Source organism: Paracoccus nototheniae (genome assembly GCF_004335005.1).
Classification (GTDB): domain Bacteria; phylum Pseudomonadota; class Alphaproteobacteria; order Rhodobacterales; family Rhodobacteraceae; genus Paracoccus; species Paracoccus nototheniae.
On the sequence record NZ_RQRT01000052.1, the window covers coordinates 1 to 15,923 of the forward strand.

Genomic DNA, 15,923 nt, shown 5'->3' on the forward strand with positions numbered 1-15,923 from the left:
CGGCGATGTTGCGCAAATCAGCCCCGAGCATGACTGCCCCCTTTCCCGCCATTCTTCAGCGGACGGCTTCGATCTCGGCCCTGCCAAGGGCCGAGAAGCGGTTCATGATGGCGATGCGGATCTGGATTTCGGCGGTCTGGCGGGCGGGGTCTCGTGACATGATCCTCTCGCCGAAGAGCTTCAGGCAGTTCATCAGAGCTTCGACCCGACTTCGGACGTGATAGCCGGTCCACTTCTTCCAGAGCGCCCGGCCCAAGCGCCTGGTTGCCCGCAGGATCTCATTTCGCGCGGCAGCAGCGGGACAGTCTTCTTTCCAGGCGCGGCCATTGCGCCGGATCGGTATGACGGCATCCGCTCCTCGGTCGATGATCGCGCCATGGCATCGTCGTGTATCGTAAGCACCATCTGCGGTGACCGTGCCGATCGTCTCTTCCGGCGGGATCTGCGCCAGAAGCTCCGGCAGCAGCGGGCTGTCGCCTTGGCGGCTCGAGGTCAACTCGACCGCGCGCACATCCCCGGTGCCCGCGTCCATGGCGAGGTGGACCTTTCTCCATTGCCTCCGGCGTGACGGGCCATGTTTGCGGGCCTGCCACTCGCCGTCCCCGCGGAACTTGATACCGGTGCTGTCGATCAACAGGTTCAGGGGCTGCCCGGACGCGCGATACGGGACCTGCACCGCGATCCGCGCCTGCCGGCGGCACAGCGTCGAATAGTCCGGAACCGGCCAATCAAGCCCCGCCATCTGGATCAGGCTTTCAACCAGCCCGACCGTCTGCCGGAGCGGAAGCCCGAAGAGCACTTTCAGGGTCAAGCAGGTCTGGATGGCAGCGTCCGAGAAGGTCTCGGGGCGCCCGCGCTTGCCGGTCTTGTCGGCGTGCCAGACCGTCTCGGGATCGAACCAGACCGACAGCGAGCCGCGCTTGCGCAGCGCCGCATTGTAGTCTGACCAGTTCGTCGTGCGGTAGCGGATCGGGGAAGGCTTCGGCATGCCCTCGACCTAACCCTCAGGACGCGCTCAGTGAATCCCCATCACTGAGATGTGCAACAAGGTCAAATCGCCCCTCCCGTAAACAGGATTATTTAGAAAATCACCCCAGTACAAAACGTGGGTATACCTCCCAAGATCCTTAGGATCCTTGAGTATCTTAATCGGACGTTGACGAACCTTTGTGGACGCGTTGTCCGGAGTTTGGGTGAGTATAAGATCGAAACTGCATGGGCGATTTTTCAAATATGAAAGTGCTGCGTTATCGACGCTGAACATACCTCCGTTTCCCCGATGGGCGGCACATATTACGGCGATTGATGGAATTTCCATGATATAGTCTCCATAGCTTACAGACATCAGTGAGCCTGGGCTGTTTTGTTATGTTCTAAGCGTCTTAAGCGTTGTTATTACGATCAAAGGTGGTTTCGGCTTTATGACATCCTAGATCGGTCTGGGCGACTAGAGTATATTTTGAAAGATTATGGGCAATTGCTTCGAAGCAACTTTTTTCAGTCCATACCTGCTGTCTAAGCGAGTAAAAGAGCCTACAGATAAATATTGTTCAAGTCACTTTGTGCCCAAGCTGTGCAGCCAGCCAGCGCTTCGTGCCAAAACTGCCCTGCATGAGGCTGGGCATGTAAACATCAGCATCCAAGGAAGGCCAGTGCAGCGCTAACCCCGATGGCGCGAGCTCCGTCTCGTTGCGAGCCGCAGGATCGCCGTCCTCTTGGTCATGTTGACAAAGGGGGAGTTAGAGGCGGATCGATGTGATGTCGGTGAAGCCGAGGAAGTTTTTGACGGTCCTATCGTAGGGGGTGGCAATGCGCCTGGCGTTCTTAGGCTTGTTGAAGGACTGCTCAACAAAATTGCGAAGTCTGTAGAGCCTAAGGTCAACGTCCACGCACAGCTTGTGGAATTTCCGCAACCGGATTACGGGCACGATGTTGCGCGCCTCCATGGTTTTTCGAACCCTGTCAGCGTCATAGCCACGATCCGCCAGCAAAACTCTAGACTCGGGCAGGTTGTCGTCCATGATCGATTCGAAACATAGGTAATCCGAGGTCTGACCCGGCGTGATATCCTATCTCATTGGCAGGCCGGCGCCATTGACGCGGAGGTGGATCTTGGTCGTGAAACCACCTCTTGAACGGCCAAAACCTTCACCTTCGCCATGGGCTTGAACCAGTGGCACCTAATGGCTTAGCCCCGGTTTGGGCCGGCTACCTTATAATTGGCACGGACTACGGCGCGAGTGACCTCCATTTCATCGGCAAATTTCTGACGAAGCTGCATGGTCATGGTGGCCAGTGATGCCCAGCACTCCTGATCACCCTCCGGCCGACGACAGTCCAGGACTGACGACGGCGAGCTGAACGTATACGAAGCTAGGCCCCGGGCGGTTCTTGAATCCTGGTTGCGCTCAGTCCATTCCGATTTTCCGACCGACCGGAAACATGTCTTCGCCGTAATAGTGTAGTTTGACATGATGGGTGCGGCACAGCCACCTGACATTCAGCGGCTGATCATATCGATCGTGGTGGGCATCTACAGTCGTGGCGCCGCAAACCTCGCAAGGTTGCTTCTCAAGGTCCCCAGAATCCAAAGCCCTCTTCACGGCAAGATGGGCGCTGTATTTGAGAGGATTGGCCCGGCGCCAGTCGGACTGACGCGTTTCGCTCGTCAGTACGGGTGGCGATGGATCCGTGGTCGTGGCCTTCCTGTTTTCGCTCATCAATCAGCCTCCTTCGGTCTAGAATACCGGAGCACATCCTTGCCCTTCCGAAAAATGGCCCTGAGGGCGCAAAGCGGGCATCACCCCCGCCCCGCGATCGTCCACAGTCTGAAGCGCCGGTGGCCGGTCACCTCTCGCGTCAGGCCGAGATCGGTCAGGCGCTTCAGCATCCGCTCGGCCGTGGGGCGACTGATGACGGCCTGCGCCTCCAGTTCCATGGCCGAAACAAGGGGCCGTGATGCCAGCACCGCAACAACTCTTGCAGCGTTGTCTCCCTTGATCCCCGCGGTGGCGACGCGGGCGCGCTCGCACCAGGTCCGGATGCTGAGAATAAGTGTCCGCGCCTCCTGCGCACCCTCGTGAACCGCGATCAGATGTGCCGCCAAGCGATCCTCGGGCGAACCAAAACCGGTCCAGACCCGCCGCCCATGCCGGCCGAGGGGAATAAAAGACAGCCCCTCCGCTCCCGCCGCCATGTGCCGCGCAGACCAGACCGCTGGCTCGACCACCTGCCCAGGTGGCGATAGCTCAGCCATCCGCCATACTGCGAGAACCGCAGGACCGCGAAGAAGGGGGTGCAGTTCGCCAAAGGCACCGATCGTCTCCAAAAATTCGCCCGCCGCAGCATCGAACTCGACCCCTTGGGGGCGCAGCTCCATACCGGTGTCGAACACCTCGTCCGACGTAGTCCGACGGTGCAGACCCAGAAAGGACGAAAGGTCCGTCAACCCCCCCTGCCCTTCCAGTCGGCGGATTGCCCATCGGGCTAGTCGGATCGCCTCGGGATCCGATCCGCCACGCGCATCCAGCAAATCACGACCGATCTCGTCGCGCCCAATGACCAGTCCCTGCGCCCAGAGCATCGCCTCGACCTCAAGGAGGGCAAGGCGCTGCCGCGCTCCATCAGCCTCACCCGCTGATAGTACAGCCAGCGTGGCCTCCAGCCGACCGAGGCTGCGCGCCGCTTGGGCCAAAGCACCCAGCAAGCCTGCCTGAGCAGCCAGCCAAACTCGCGGATCGGCCAAAGACCGCGGTGTTCGGGACGGCATCCTGCGGATTAAATCATCCGTCTCTGCAATGAGTTCCGGCGACATATCGTCATCCTACTCGTTTCATGACGAACACGGGAGGGTACGAGGTCGACGTTGTCAATCTGCTTCGGTCATAGGCTCTACCTTGACCGACGACGGTCTCTTTGCGGGGAATCCATCCAGTGTTCACTGTGAGAGACCCATTGCATCCGTTCATAAACGGTCGTTTGTCGATGATCTTCAATACTGCAAAACGACCCCAAACCGGGTTTTTAACGGCAATTGTCGCGTCTCAACGGAGCATCAGGCCACGGGTGGCAACGGCACCTGCCTCAGAGGCACGCTGGCACAGTGCCGCCGAGTGAATTGACTGGTCCCTGCCCTTCGATCTTCAACACGGGGGCCGAGATCATAGTTAAGCACGGCCTGCGCGCGACTGTCTCTGTAGCGGCGAACAAGATAACCCGCGTGGCGGACGACATGAAGCGCTATGCGATTGAAGCCTACATCCAACCACTCGAACAAGCTAATGTTCTCGGTTCAAACGTGCATTATTGCAGTTGTGCACTTTTTCACATTTGCACTAATCTCCGAACGCCCTGCCCGCCTCGTGGCGTTTCCAAAGCTCATCAAGCGCGTGCTCAATTAGCTCGGAGTTGTTCATGTCCAGGCGCGCGCGCAAGATCGCCACTCGTTCCAAGATCGGGTGACCCTTGTCGAAGTAGGCACCGAGATGCTTCTGCCCTGCTCTTTTGGCTGCTGGCTTCTCCGCTATTGGTGTTGCAGATCGCTTTGCGACCAGGGTCGGTGTTGCCGACGCCGCGGAGGCTTCAGGTTCGGACTCCTTAGACATCATGGCTGCTAGAAGAGGATTCGGCTTTTTCATCTCTGCACTGTTGCCCTATTGCTTAATTGCACTTGAACTTCTGTGCACAATCCCACGGTTGCATATCTGCTCATCTGCCGTCCTGCAACTCTGCTCGAACCCACTCCCATAGGCCCGCCACCTCGGCGGCAGCCTTGCCATTCGGATCGATCTCCTGGACCGTTTGACCAGACGCACTGGCGTCCCGATGGGCCTTCCGTCGATGCAGCACCACGGGCGCAGTCTTTGCCCCCATAGCCTCAATGACCTCGCGCGTGTAAGCGACCTCGGCCGGTCCGGTGGGATTCGCCATGTTCACCACGGCGAACACCCGCCGCGAAAAGCCACGGCACAAGCGCAGCGTTCTGGGCATTTGCTCGAGAGGCTCGACATCGGGAGTGGTTGGGATCAGCACTAAGTCGGCAACCTCGACAGCAGCCGGAGCTTCGGTCGAGCGGGCAGGGGGGGTGTCTATGATCACCAGATCGGCAACACCCTTTGCTTGGGCTAGCTTCTTTGGCAATTCGTTCTCGGTAGAGAACACTACCACCGGCATATCACCTTCGCGCCGCTCCGCCCACTGGCTAACACTTTGCTGAGAGTCCATGTCGATCATCAGAACCGATAGGCCGTCTCGGAGCGCCGCGACCGCCAGCGAGCGGGCAAGGGTGGATTTGCCCACGCCCCCCTTCTGCATTGCAATCGTGATTATCTGCATGTCTGCCCCTTTGCATTTGTGCACATTTGCAACCGTTCTCTTTTGATTTTTTGCACGATTATGATTCCCATAGGGTCACCTCTGGAAGCTGATCAACGAACAGGTCAGCCTGCTTGCTTTGCTGAGCTTGCCACTGCGCCTTCTTTTCATCTAAAGTTTTAAGCCACCACGACAGCCGCAGCTTGGTCACCTTCCGTCCCTGCGTCTCGATCGTGTCGACACGACATGAGAAGGGGGCAAGGGCGTTCACTTCCGCCACGGCTGGCTCAATGGCCTTACGGCGCAGCGCGGCGAAGGGCCCCAGCTTTCCGTGGGGGACGCCAAGATAGTCCCGCAGCTCGTCTGTCTCGAAGTCGTTGTAGAACACGTGCTTCAAGCCGATCCGCTTGGCGATGATCTCGTACAACGCCATGCCGTACTTCGTGCCGAAGCCGTGCAAGATCTGCATTTCCAAGCGCGCGAAGATCTGGCTATCACGGAGGATCGGCAGTAGTTTTGGGTGAAGCTCGTAGGTCAACATTGTGGCGATGCCTGGTCCGAACTTCTCAACATCGGTTGGCCCGAGGAGGTGGACGTTGCGGGTTGATTCGTCAGACATTCTGACGCGCACGACCGTCTGCATAAGGCTCAAAACCGCCTCTGTCACCCGGTCATTCGATGTGTGGTTACCGCGCAGCTCAGAGAAAGGGATCCGGTATTCCTGCCCCTCAGCCGCCATCTCGGGGCCAAAGGCATTCGACAACAGCTGGTTGTAGATCCTGCGTGCGGCGAGCGTGATCTTCTCGCCCCCACGAACCTCAATCAGTTCAGCAGGCTTGATAACCTCGCCGCGCCGCTGGAAGGCTCCAAGCGTGCCAGCAGAGCTATGGTGACTTTTTGGGCGAGGTTCGTCCCGCATTCATTGTGACCTGTACCTGTTCGCGAGTCACAGTAGGCCGAAAAGTCACCTGTTGGGAAGCGCCTGCCTGAAATCCTTAATACCCGTGTGATGGCCTCGCCCCAAAAGTCACCATAGAGATAGAGGTGACATTGCAGGGTAGGGACTTCGCCCCAAAAGTCACCTTACCTCGCCCTATTAGTCACCAATCCTCGCCCATAAAGTCACGATACCTCGCCCAATAAGTCACATTTAGGCCAGATTATATTTGTATAACAATTAGTTAGGCTCCTTAAAATGGAAGAAATATAAAAACTAAAACCTATCCTCAGGACGCAAAAGGGCTGTCCCGGTATGACACGGATCACGAAATCGCCAAAAACGATCTCCACGCCGATGGCAACCTCCGTCTCTGCCCGCATCACCGCTGCAGAAGGACTAGAGAAACACCAGGTAGTGTTCGTGGCGCATCGCGACACCACGCAGTGCCTTGCGCCTGCATCAGAGATACTCCCCTGTAGAATTGAGATCGTCGAGACAGAGCGCGCAGGACGCGTATTCGGGGGCATGGCTCGGGGCGAGACATGCCCCCGAATACTGCAGTCCCGCACATCGTTCCGATCAGCTGGGGTGTATGTATGCCACAGGCCGGAACCAAGGACGCGGCCCGAAGGGCAACGTTCAGTCATGTATCCTTATGGATAAAATCATACAAATGGTCAGCGGCGGTTATCCCATTTCGATCTTATTGCTCGACATATTCTATCGGTACACCTGTCGCTAACTCTGCTTTAAGGTGGTATGCTGCTCCTTATTTCGGCGATAGATCTGGCGCATTTCTAAACTGTTCAGTTTTTGATAAAGTTGGCAAAGACCGGAATAGACGCAGAGCTCTTCAAGCCAGGCTTCGCCGGTATTATCGTCTCCCGTCAGAATGACATGCCTGTCGAGGGCCTGGGCGGTACAATGCAAGGCTCCATGAAAAATGATATCGGCAAGTTCGATATCGTCTGGATTAAGGCAGAGCACGAAATAGATAAGCGGCGGATGTTTTTGGGAGAAGACTGCGCTGCCGAGCCGCCCGATGCTTTCAGACTCCTTTTGATTGTGAAAATTGTCCACGCGGATCGAAAAGCCCCTTCGATTAATAGCCCCGACGGTGTTGCGGATAGCGCGGATCTGGAAATGATGAGGATCAAAGGAATGCTTGTGGTAAGCATATACTCGATCCGTTCATCCAAGATAATTAAATGGCGGATTGTGCCATCGTCTGCCGCGATCGCACGCAGCCGCCTGAAGCGCGACAACAGGGCTTTCATCACAATCTCCGATCTAATAAGTATCCCCAGATTCAAGCCACGGCCGACATGAGGTAGAGCCCCGCTATAAAGCGTTTAATGGCTTTATCAGCACTTGGTGTTCGTTGAAGGACCCGATAGACGGTCGGCCGTGGGCAAGGTTAATCTCGCGGATTTGCTGAGAATAGACGGTGCTTTCGCCCAGGTCCTGGGGCGGATGTAATCGAGCGGGTTAAACTGCTCGCGGGATTCCTCCACGATCCCGAACGGGTTGAGCACCGCCACCCTGCGGTCGAGGGCTTCGCGGTGACGGCGGGTCGCGGCGAAGTTCTCGCCCTTGATGTCGAGGGCCACCACCGGACCCTGGTGGTCGATGATGGCCGGGATCACCGCGCTGATGCCCTTGCCGCCCCGGGTCCCGGCCACCACCAGGTGATGGCCGCCGCGCCAGCCTTTGGCATCGTCCTTGAGGTAGCGCAGCAGCTTGCCGTTGTGCAGTGCGAGAGGCAGGCCGGTCTTGTTGCGGGCCAGATGGGCGATGTCGCGGGGGGACATCCAGCCGGCCTGCCAGGGCCCGGTGCGGGATTTGCGGTTGCGGCCGATGCGGGGACTCACCACCGCCATGAGGGGCTTGAGCAGGGCGAGGGCTACGGCCCCGAGCCCAAGGCCGAGGGAGACGGTCATGGCCTGCTGCTGGGCCGCGGAGTAGTACTCCAGCTCGCGGAAGCTCTGCCAGGTGGCGCGCGCGACCGACCATCCTTCGGACCGCCAGCTGGCAAAGGTGGCCTGCAGGTCGCTCAGAACGCCTGAGAGGGGCAGGAGGGCGGTTGCGGCGGCTCCCGCCAGGCAGATCCATGCCAGGGCCTTCAGCGGGGCTCTGTGGCGCTCTGCGGTGCTGCCCAGGGTGTCGAGGATGGTGGCGGCGGCAAAGAGCGGGAAGACCCAGAGGGTCATCGGATAAATGGCCAGCAGGCGGGGGCCGATAATAGCGGCAGCTGTGGCAGCAATAATTGCCGTAACGATAATGGCCCAATGGCGGGCTTCGAGAACAAAGTTCATGATCAATCCTTCGCGGCGTCGGGAAACAAGATCTGGCAGAGCCCACGGTCCTGATCGCGGGGGGTGAGGTGGCGGGGCAGGTCGCGGCGGACCCAGGCCTGCAGAGCCGGGTCGTGGCTCATCTGCTCGACAACCATCCGGCCGAGGATCCAGGTGAGGCGGTCGTGGTCCTTGCGGGTCTGCAGCCCGGTGCGGGCGGAGAGGGCCTGAAGCCGGGCGTCGATCTGAGCCTTCCGGGCGATCGGATCGGCGGGCCGGGCGGTGGACATCTCACCGGGGAGGTCAGCAGGCAGTCGGGGTTTGGGCATCGGCAACCTGTGGGCTTAATCCGGCAACCGTAGCGTGTGGGGGAGGGCTTGAGTAGATCTAAATGCGCGCTTATACATTGTCTTCGACAACGTGCGCGTCCTCATGGGGGCAAGCCCCCGCGCCGGACGGCTCCCCCAAGGCGGCCCCGCCGCCTGACGAGGGCCTCGCCCTCGAACTCCCGACCAGCGCAGCAGGCGCTGGACCCTGTCTGCAGTGAGGCGTTTGCGCATGGCGATCTACCATCTGAGTGCAAAGGTGATCAGCCGGGCCGGGGGGCGGTCCTCGGTGGCGGCGGCCGCCTACCGCTCCGGCGGACGGCTGCACGACGCCCGCCAGGATCTGGCGCATGACTACAGCCGCAAGGGCGGCGTGGTGCATGCCGAGATCCTGGCGCCTGATACCGCTCCAGCGTGGATGCGGGACCGCGATCAGCTGTGGAACGCGGTGGAGGCGGTGGAGAAGCGCAAGGACGCGCAGCTGGCCCGGGAGATCGAGGTGGCCCTGCCGCGTGAGCTGGACCGCGGTGCCCGTCTGGAGCTCTTACGCGGGTTCGTGCAGCGGGCCTTCGTGGATCGCGGGATGATCGCCGACATCGCCGTCCACGAGGGCCGCGCCCGGGACGGGCAGGGTCAGCCGCATGCCCATATCATGCTCACCTTGCGGGAGCTGACCGGGGAGGGCTTTGGCAAGAAGGCCCGGGACTGGAATGCGCCGGATCTGCTGCTGGGCTGGCGGGAGGCCTGGGCGCGCGACGCCAATGCGGCGCTGGAGCGGGCAGGGCGATCCGAGCGGATCGACCACCGCTCGCTGCCGGTGCAGCGCGACGAGGCCCAGCAGCAGGCCGAGCGGGCGCGGAGCGCCGGGCGGGACGCGCAGGCCGACGATCGCGAGCGGGCGGTCGTGGCGCTGGACCGCGAGCCGCAGCCCAAGATCGGCCCGGCCGCGCATGCCATGGAAAAGCGCGGCATGCCGACCGAGCGCGGGGATGCGTTCCGCGCCGCGCAGGCGCGCAATGCCGAGCGCGCCGAGCTGGGCGGGCGGCAGCTGGAGTTGCGGCTGGAGCTGATGGCGCGGGGGCGGGCGTTTGTCTCCGCCGCCCGGGCGCAGCTCGACCAGCTCTGGCAGCGCGCCGAGCATGCCATGACACGGATCAGGGAGAGGATCATGGGGGAGGCGGAGAGACCGCAGGCGCGGGACGGGCGTGATGGTCAGGACATGGGCGGCGGGCGCGACGAGATTGAGGCGCGTGAGAGCCCCGGCGTCACCGAGGGACGCGACGGGCTGGACGAGGCCGCGCGCCGGGCGGCGGTGTTGGGGCGGCATGTTGCACCCCGGGCACAACCTGAGCATGATGTCGGACGCGAGCGGGTGGCGCCGGATAATCCGGACCGCGATCGGCGTGAGGCCATCCTCGGGCGGCATCGCGACACCGGGCAGGGAGGTCATGCGGGAGGGATAGAACGGGACGTTGCCGCCCGTAGCGGTGAGGACCGTGATCAGGGGCGGCGGAATGACATTCTTGGGCGCGGGCATGATAGGGCACCGGAGCGCGGGCAAAGTCGCGATCGCGGAAGAGAACGGTGAAAACTGAAAGGAACTACCAAGTGTTCGAAGAGTGTGATCAACAAAACCATTACGTCGTAACTCAGGGCTTGAGGACCAGCGCCGCTGGCAAGGTGTCCTGATGTTTGGCTTGTTCAAGAAGCACAGCAAGGCTGCTCAGGATCTTCCCAGATATCAAGATGTTTACGAGACTATGCTGTATCGTACTCCACCGGATGTTCCAAAAGGCGTGCTGCCAACGATCTATGCCTTTCGGGTGAAAGACCCATCCTTGTCACCCGATCCAAGACCAGACTTTGTATTGCTGGAAACGGATGAGGAAATCCAGGAATGGCAGCAAGCAATGGCCGGCTCAGTCGTCTTAAATGAGGACGGCCATATTACAGACGAGCCGCTTCTACGGTGGAACGACATTCCCAGCCTGCTGACCGCTGACGATGAGATCGTTGCAACGTATTTGCCCGTAGCCGACGATGCAAACTGGCCCGCGCTGGCCGTTCAGGCGCATCCGTTCGACACGGCCGTGACAACCAAGCCTGCTCGTGATCGGTACTACTTTGCGCAAAACAAAGTTGTTGGTTTTCTATAATCGCGCAAGTTGATGGACTGCTCCTGATCAAGCAACAGGTCAGAGTGGGGACGAGGGAGAGACACCGGCATAAAACGGTCTCAGATTCCTCGGTGCAGTACAACTTTGCCGCAAAGAGCGGTCTGCCTTGCTCGTGCCTATGAACGGGCAAGGCGCTGATTGCGCTCATGCCGCGACCTTTATATACGTAGGCGACGATCAAGGTCTTAGTCCTGACTACTTGATCAACAGATCCTCAAGAGATCCACCGGCGTCCAAGTATCCTTTGACCCACAGGGGCTGCCGACCACGGCCTGTCCATGTTGCATCAGCATCATCCGGATTGGCGTACTTCGCCATCACCTTGGATTTTTTCTTGGGAGCACTTCCAAGCAAATCTTTAAGTGAAAACCCATGCTCCTCTGCTGCCTTCTGGGCGGCCGCAGTGGCTTTTTCCTTCTGCCGGGCTTCGTAGCCTTCGATTTCCCGGCCAATCTTCTTGTGAAGATCGCGCAATTCTTTCAGAGACATTCCTTCAAGATCAATACTCATGTCAACTTTCCTATGGTAACTTACGACCGTCTACCTTCTATTTTAACCTCGGTCAAATGGAGGATTCTACCTCACTAGGTTTCCCGTAATTTTTTCTTCCTCGTGAAAAATCTGGCCTCGAACGTCCTTTAAGGCCCACAGATATTTTTTATAGTAAACTCTAAGTTTGGATTTGGTGAGTGGGCGAACTGAGCAGCTGTGCTAATAAAATATCTAAATTATCTGGTTTGACTTTCCTATTCTGATCGAGGTAGTGCAAATTAAGTATCTTAACAATCTGAGCGAGTAGGACCACCACTTCATCAGGCGCAGGGTGGGATATACACGAAATTCAAACTTCACGTCGGCGGCATCAACCATCGCGGGCAGCGAGATAGTGAACATGATCCGCAAGAGTCATGTTCGGACACAAGCTCTGGCTCTTTCAGAAGTTCTGTCGGCTACCTCGTTGAAGGCGACGAAGTTGCTGATCTTATTGTGTCGCGCTGAGCAGGTGCGATAGAGCCACCATGCTGGCCTGTCCTTTGGTGCAGTCCTCCAACCAGACGATGGCAGTCATAGAACAAAGGTGCTAGGCGATCCTCTACATCGCTTTATTCCGCCCAGTGTGTCTTGATCCCGGAACCCTAAAACGGCGCCATTTGCGTAAATGCAGACATTCGAATGACCCTCTTTCATCTTGTCCTCGTAGCCGTCATTCAGGGGCTAACCGAGTTTCTTCCCGTCTCGTCCTCGGGTCATCTCATCCTGCTTCCGCAATTGACGGGGATCGCGGATCAGGGGCTGATCATCGACGTGGCGGTGCATGTCGGGACATTGTTCGCGGTGATCCTGTTCTTCTGGCGGGATGTCGCCGAGGGGCTTGTTGGCTTGGGAAGACTGGCCCGGTGCCGGATCGACACGCCCGGCGCGCGGTTGGCACTAGCACTCGTAGTTGCCACGCTGCCGGTCATTTGTTTGGGGTTAGTCCTGAAGATCACCGGCGCGATGGAGATGATGCGCTCGGTCGCCGTGATCGGTTGGACGATGATCATCTTCGGCCTGTTCCTATATTGGTCCGATCAGCGGGGCGTGGGGGTGAAACGAACCGGGGACTGGTCGCTGCGGGATGCCGTTATTCTGGGCTTATGGCAGGGGGCGGCGCTGATTCCCGGGACGTCTCGTTCGGGCGCTACGATCACCGGTGCCCGCGCATTGGGTTATGTGCGCGAGGACGCGGCACGAATCTCAATGCTTATGTCGATTCCCACCATCATCGCCTCTGCCGTCCTTCTGAGCGGCGAGGTCGTGGCCGAGTTCGACGGTCAAGCGGCACGACAGGCCGCCTTTGCCGCAGCTTTTGCCTTTGTCGCAGCCCTTGGTGCCTTGGCGCTGATGATGCGATTGCTGAAAGCCGTCAGTTTCACGCCCTATGTGATCTATCGGCTGGTACTGGGCACGGGCCTGCTGATCTTGGCTTATCGTTGACGGCCTGACCTGGACCAGCGCCCGTCGGGAACCGATGCCCTGCCGGTCGAAAGGCCCAATGCCGCACCTCAAAATCCATACCCGTTCCTGACGCCATCAGCCGACAGGCTGGGCATCGCGGCGGCAACCCTGACGGGATTCTACCGGAGCCGACGTCACAGCAGGCGAAGGCGGCGCAACACTCGCATGGCCCTCGTCTCGTAGTGCAGCTTGCCAAGGCCGCGCAGCGCGGCGTGCACCACATCGCGGCGTGACAGACGACGGGGCAACTTGCCGGATGCCTCTGCGACCTCGATCCAAGCTGGGTCCTGCGTCGCCGCCTGTGCCGCCAGATGCTCAAGCGCGGACAGCCATGCGGCGACGATATGTTCCGCCCCCCGTCGAGAGATCGCCGGCACACGCTCGGGCGGCTCGATCCATGGATTGGTGTTGATCTCGAAGATCTGCGGGCGGCCACCGATCACCGCATAATCGGCGCGGCCATAGTCGATTCCCGCAAGGTCGAAAGCCTTGCGCAGCGTGGCGTTGTCCGCATTTTCATTGAAAAAAGCCAGCTCGCGAACCGGATCTGACACCGTGGCAGGGTCGGAATATTCGCCCTTGCAGACCCATCCCCTACTTTGGTCCATGGCCGATGGAAACAGCCGGTCGCCCACTCGCGTATAGGACCGTTTCTCGTGCAGGCCATTGACGTTTCGCGCGTCGACATATTCGGTGATGACAAAACGGCCCAGCTGCCGATCCCGGGGGTCCAAAGCCGCAATGGCGTCCCTTAGGGCCTGCGGCGTCTCAAGCAGGTCAGATTTGGGTCCCTCGTGATCGTCGTCTCGGCGCAGAAAGACCGGATACCTCACCATTCCGGGATCGGCCGTGATAGGCATCATCCGGAAATCGTTGATCCCCCCCTCGTGCAGGCGCCGCATGATGTCTTGACGGGTGCCGATGCGCGATGGGAGGTTTAGGACCAGGCAATCGGGGCAGGCCCGCACCAGGGCGTCAAGCCGGGCATCGACGCGACGGGCGTCCTCGACGCTCAGCCGTTCCAGATCGACGATGATATAGGCCGAGCGGGGCAACCGCCGGGACGCCAAGAACTCCTGATGATTCAGGATGACGATCTTTCCGTGAAGCGGATGGCTTCTGGTTTCGAGCACGTCCCGGATGGCATACTGGTGACTGGCTGTGGCAACAAATGTGATCATGGCTCTCAAAAAATTAGGTTTTACGATTTATGACTGCCAAGTAGCGAGGCAAAATCCCGAAAGCACTGCCGGCAAGTCAGCAGCAGCGCCACGGAATAGACAATGGTCCCCGTCAGAATCATCAGCAACAGATTCGGCACCGTGACCAGGGGCGGTCCTGTTCGCAGGAAGATCATGTAGATCGCGGCTGCCATAATCAGGGCGGCCAGCCAGATCCGCGCAATCGTGACCGAGGCAGCGCCTGAAGCCCCGCGCGCGACGATTCTGGCACAAGGAAAGACGACCAAAATGGTCGCGACCTCATAGACTAGGAAGGAAATGGCCGGCGCCGAATCGCCATTGAGCCAGACAACGGTCAGGAAGCTGGCGATCATGCAGACAAGGCCCACGACACTGCCCAGCAGTCCATATTCCGGACGTCCAAGTGCCGAATAGGCCGAATAATAGAACCGATAGGGCAAGGACAATCCAACGGCCAGACAAAGGATCTGCGACAAGGGAACGGCCAGATCCCATCCGGGTCCGACCAGGAGGGGCAAGAGAACCGGCGCAGACACGGCCAGACCGACGAACGCGGGAATGGCGGCCGTGCCTACCGCCGCCGCGATCCGTCCCGCCGTCTGGATCAGACGGACTGGTTCAGTTTGTAGCCGGACGAGGATCGAAAAGGCCAGGTTGTGGCCTACCCCCATCATCGCCATCCGCAACGGATCGACGATCCGTAGGGCGATGTTCAGCTGGCCTAGAACAGCGCCCCCAAAAAAGGCGTTGACCATGAATGCCAGGATCGCCGGGGCCGACGAAGTGACCCCGACATCGGCCAAATGCAGCCATGAAAATCTGAAGATCTCCTTGAAGCGCTCAGTGTGCCAGCGGATCGGAATCCAGATCCGCTGGCCGCGCCACCAGAGAAAGATTGCGGCCAGCATTGGGTAAAGCATATTGGGCAACAAGCGCTGCAGCAGCAGCGAATAGACCCCCCATCCACTCATCGCCGCAAGGACGGAGACGATCGAGGCAATGACGGTGCTGACCGCCTGACAAAATGATATCTCGACGAAGCGGCGCGATCGGCGCGCGACTGCCTTCGAGACCGCACCGGGGCCCTGCCACAAAAGAAGAAGGCTGGAAATCAGCAGATAGATGGAAAATCCCGGCGCGTCTGCCCAGATCTCAATCAGCGGACCCATCAGCAGCGACAGCACGATCGCGGCGGCGGTCAGGATCAACGACGCGAACAGTGCTGTTTCCAGATGGGCGGTATACAGCCGCCGCCGCTGGCTGAGGGATTCTTCGAACGGCAATCCTATGAAGGCGCCCATGACGGAATTCACACCAAGAACCAGTGTCGCCAGACCGAATTCCTCGGGCGACAAAATCCGAGCGACCACTACGGTGCTGGCCATCTGTGCTGCCAGACGCACGCCCGCATCTGCCGCCGAGGCTCCGATCCATACTCTGAACATCGCTAACTTACACTCTTCAAAACCCGTCTGGTCTGGGTCCATTTCATGATTGGCGGGAATTGGCCATGGCGTGTCTTTCTCCTTGGCCGAGTTTCAGCTATTGTCGTGATAAGATCAGATATCACGTTAACGTCAGTGCGCGGTTGAATTGCGCTCCAGAAACAGGATCAGCTCATTTCCCTTCTTTTTCCCCTTTTTCAAGTGCGCCGCTATGTATCCGGATCTGGT

At 59.4% G+C, this 15,923-nt stretch carries 15 protein-coding genes and 2 pseudogenes; 3 read left to right on the top strand and 14 right to left on the bottom strand.

Annotated features, from left to right (window positions below):
• Positions 1–55: 55 nt before the first annotated feature.
• From EG885_RS16185 to EG885_RS16235, 11 genes and pseudogenes are all read right to left on the bottom strand, one after another.
• Positions 56–988 carry an IS5 family transposase gene (locus tag EG885_RS16185; protein WP_045984280.1) on the bottom strand — a complete coding sequence of 311 codons (933 nt, stop codon included), beginning with the start codon at positions 986–988 and terminating at the stop codon, positions 56–58.
• Positions 989–1,550: 562 nt separating this feature from the next.
• Positions 1,551–1,703, bottom strand: a pseudogene (locus tag EG885_RS23585) (DUF2442 domain-containing protein); the annotation flags it as partial.
• Between the two features lie 36 nt (positions 1,704–1,739).
• Positions 1,740–2,150, bottom strand: a pseudogene (locus EG885_RS16195) (IS5 family transposase); the annotation flags it as partial.
• A gap of 258 nt (positions 2,151–2,408) precedes the next feature.
• Complete coding sequence (locus EG885_RS16200; protein ID WP_131576511.1) at positions 2,409–2,720, bottom strand: hypothetical protein; 312 nt, start codon at positions 2,718–2,720, stop codon at positions 2,409–2,411.
• Positions 2,721–2,800: 80 nt separating this feature from the next.
• Complete coding sequence (locus tag EG885_RS16205; RefSeq protein ID WP_131576514.1) at positions 2,801–3,814, bottom strand: DUF1403 family protein; 1,014 nt, start codon at positions 3,812–3,814, stop codon at positions 2,801–2,803.
• A 520-nt stretch (positions 3,815–4,334) separates the two neighbouring features.
• A complete protein-coding gene (locus EG885_RS16210) occupies positions 4,335–4,637 on the bottom strand; it encodes a hypothetical protein (protein ID WP_131576516.1) in 303 nt (100 codons plus the stop codon).
• A 70-nt stretch (positions 4,638–4,707) separates the two neighbouring features.
• The gene (locus tag EG885_RS16215; protein WP_131576518.1) at positions 4,708–5,334 is read right to left on the bottom strand and encodes a ParA family protein; all 627 of its coding nucleotides are present in this window, start codon (positions 5,332–5,334) and stop codon (positions 4,708–4,710) included.
• 58 nt (positions 5,335–5,392) lie between these two features.
• Positions 5,393–6,232, bottom strand: coding sequence for a replication initiation protein (locus EG885_RS16220; protein WP_131576520.1), 840 nt, complete (start codon positions 6,230–6,232; stop codon positions 5,393–5,395).
• 759 nt (positions 6,233–6,991) lie between these two features.
• The gene (locus EG885_RS16225; protein WP_131576522.1) at positions 6,992–7,333 is read right to left on the bottom strand and encodes a hypothetical protein; all 342 of its coding nucleotides are present in this window, start codon (positions 7,331–7,333) and stop codon (positions 6,992–6,994) included.
• A 284-nt stretch (positions 7,334–7,617) separates the two neighbouring features.
• Entirely contained in the window at positions 7,618–8,568 is a 951-nt protein-coding gene (locus EG885_RS16230) for a type IV secretory system conjugative DNA transfer family protein (protein ID WP_131576524.1), read from the bottom strand.
• Positions 8,569–8,570: 2 nt separating this feature from the next.
• The gene (locus tag EG885_RS16235; protein WP_131576526.1) at positions 8,571–8,876 is read right to left on the bottom strand and encodes a mobilization protein; all 306 of its coding nucleotides are present in this window, start codon (positions 8,874–8,876) and stop codon (positions 8,571–8,573) included.
• Positions 8,877–9,105: 229 nt separating this feature from the next.
• Here EG885_RS16235 and mobQ point away from each other — a divergent pair, with 229 nt between their 5' ends.
• Together mobQ and EG885_RS16245 are read left to right on the top strand one after the other, a co-directional pair.
• Complete coding sequence (mobQ, locus tag EG885_RS16240) at positions 9,106–10,461, top strand: MobQ family relaxase (RefSeq protein WP_131576528.1); 1,356 nt, start codon at positions 9,106–9,108, stop codon at positions 10,459–10,461.
• Positions 10,462–10,561: 100 nt separating this feature from the next.
• Complete coding sequence (locus tag EG885_RS16245) at positions 10,562–11,029, top strand: hypothetical protein (protein WP_131576530.1); 468 nt, start codon at positions 10,562–10,564, stop codon at positions 11,027–11,029.
• A 216-nt stretch (positions 11,030–11,245) separates the two neighbouring features.
• Here EG885_RS16245 and EG885_RS16250 read toward each other — a convergent pair whose 3' ends face one another.
• The gene (locus EG885_RS16250) at positions 11,246–11,560 is read right to left on the bottom strand and encodes an H-NS histone family protein (RefSeq protein WP_131576532.1); all 315 of its coding nucleotides are present in this window, start codon (positions 11,558–11,560) and stop codon (positions 11,246–11,248) included.
• A 663-nt stretch (positions 11,561–12,223) separates the two neighbouring features.
• Here EG885_RS16250 and EG885_RS16260 point away from each other — a divergent pair.
• Positions 12,224–13,027 carry an undecaprenyl-diphosphate phosphatase gene (locus tag EG885_RS16260; RefSeq protein WP_131576534.1) on the top strand — a complete coding sequence of 268 codons (804 nt, stop codon included), beginning with the start codon at positions 12,224–12,226 and terminating at the stop codon, positions 13,025–13,027.
• A gap of 155 nt (positions 13,028–13,182) precedes the next feature.
• Here EG885_RS16260 and EG885_RS16265 read toward each other — a convergent pair whose 3' ends face one another.
• Both EG885_RS16265 and EG885_RS16270 read right to left on the bottom strand, forming a co-directional pair.
• Positions 13,183–14,229 carry an ATP-grasp domain-containing protein gene (locus EG885_RS16265; protein ID WP_131576536.1) on the bottom strand — a complete coding sequence of 349 codons (1,047 nt, stop codon included), beginning with the start codon at positions 14,227–14,229 and terminating at the stop codon, positions 13,183–13,185.
• Between the two features lie 20 nt (positions 14,230–14,249).
• A complete protein-coding gene (locus EG885_RS16270; RefSeq protein WP_131576539.1) occupies positions 14,250–15,737 on the bottom strand; it encodes an oligosaccharide flippase family protein in 1,488 nt (495 codons plus the stop codon).
• Positions 15,738–15,923 lie beyond the last annotated feature (186 nt).

Coding starts and splice junctions, on each gene's coding strand:
- EG885_RS16185 (WP_045984280.1), bottom strand. CDS start 988: ATGCCGAAGCCTTCCCCGATCCGCTACCGCACGACGAACTGGTCAGAC.
- EG885_RS16200 (WP_131576511.1), bottom strand. CDS start 2,720: ATGAGCGAAAACAGGAAGGCCACGACCACGGATCCATCGCCACCCGTA.
- EG885_RS16205 (WP_131576514.1), bottom strand. CDS start 3,814: ATGTCGCCGGAACTCATTGCAGAGACGGATGATTTAATCCGCAGGATG.
- EG885_RS16210 (WP_131576516.1), bottom strand. CDS start 4,637: ATGAAAAAGCCGAATCCTCTTCTAGCAGCCATGATGTCTAAGGAGTCC.
- EG885_RS16215 (WP_131576518.1), bottom strand. CDS start 5,334: ATGCAGATAATCACGATTGCAATGCAGAAGGGGGGCGTGGGCAAATCC.
- EG885_RS16220 (WP_131576520.1), bottom strand. CDS start 6,232: ATGCGGGACGAACCTCGCCCAAAAAGTCACCATAGCTCTGCTGGCACG.
- EG885_RS16230 (WP_131576524.1), bottom strand. CDS start 8,568: ATGAACTTTGTTCTCGAAGCCCGCCATTGGGCCATTATCGTTACGGCA.
- EG885_RS16235 (WP_131576526.1), bottom strand. CDS start 8,876: ATGCCCAAACCCCGACTGCCTGCTGACCTCCCCGGTGAGATGTCCACC.
- mobQ (WP_131576528.1), top strand. CDS start 9,106: ATGGCGATCTACCATCTGAGTGCAAAGGTGATCAGCCGGGCCGGGGGG.
- EG885_RS16245 (WP_131576530.1), top strand. CDS start 10,562: ATGTTTGGCTTGTTCAAGAAGCACAGCAAGGCTGCTCAGGATCTTCCC.
- EG885_RS16250 (WP_131576532.1), bottom strand. CDS start 11,560: ATGAGTATTGATCTTGAAGGAATGTCTCTGAAAGAATTGCGCGATCTT.
- EG885_RS16260 (WP_131576534.1), top strand. CDS start 12,224: ATGACCCTCTTTCATCTTGTCCTCGTAGCCGTCATTCAGGGGCTAACC.
- EG885_RS16265 (WP_131576536.1), bottom strand. CDS start 14,229: ATGATCACATTTGTTGCCACAGCCAGTCACCAGTATGCCATCCGGGAC.
- EG885_RS16270 (WP_131576539.1), bottom strand. CDS start 15,737: ATGGACCCAGACCAGACGGGTTTTGAAGAGTGTAAGTTAGCGATGTTC.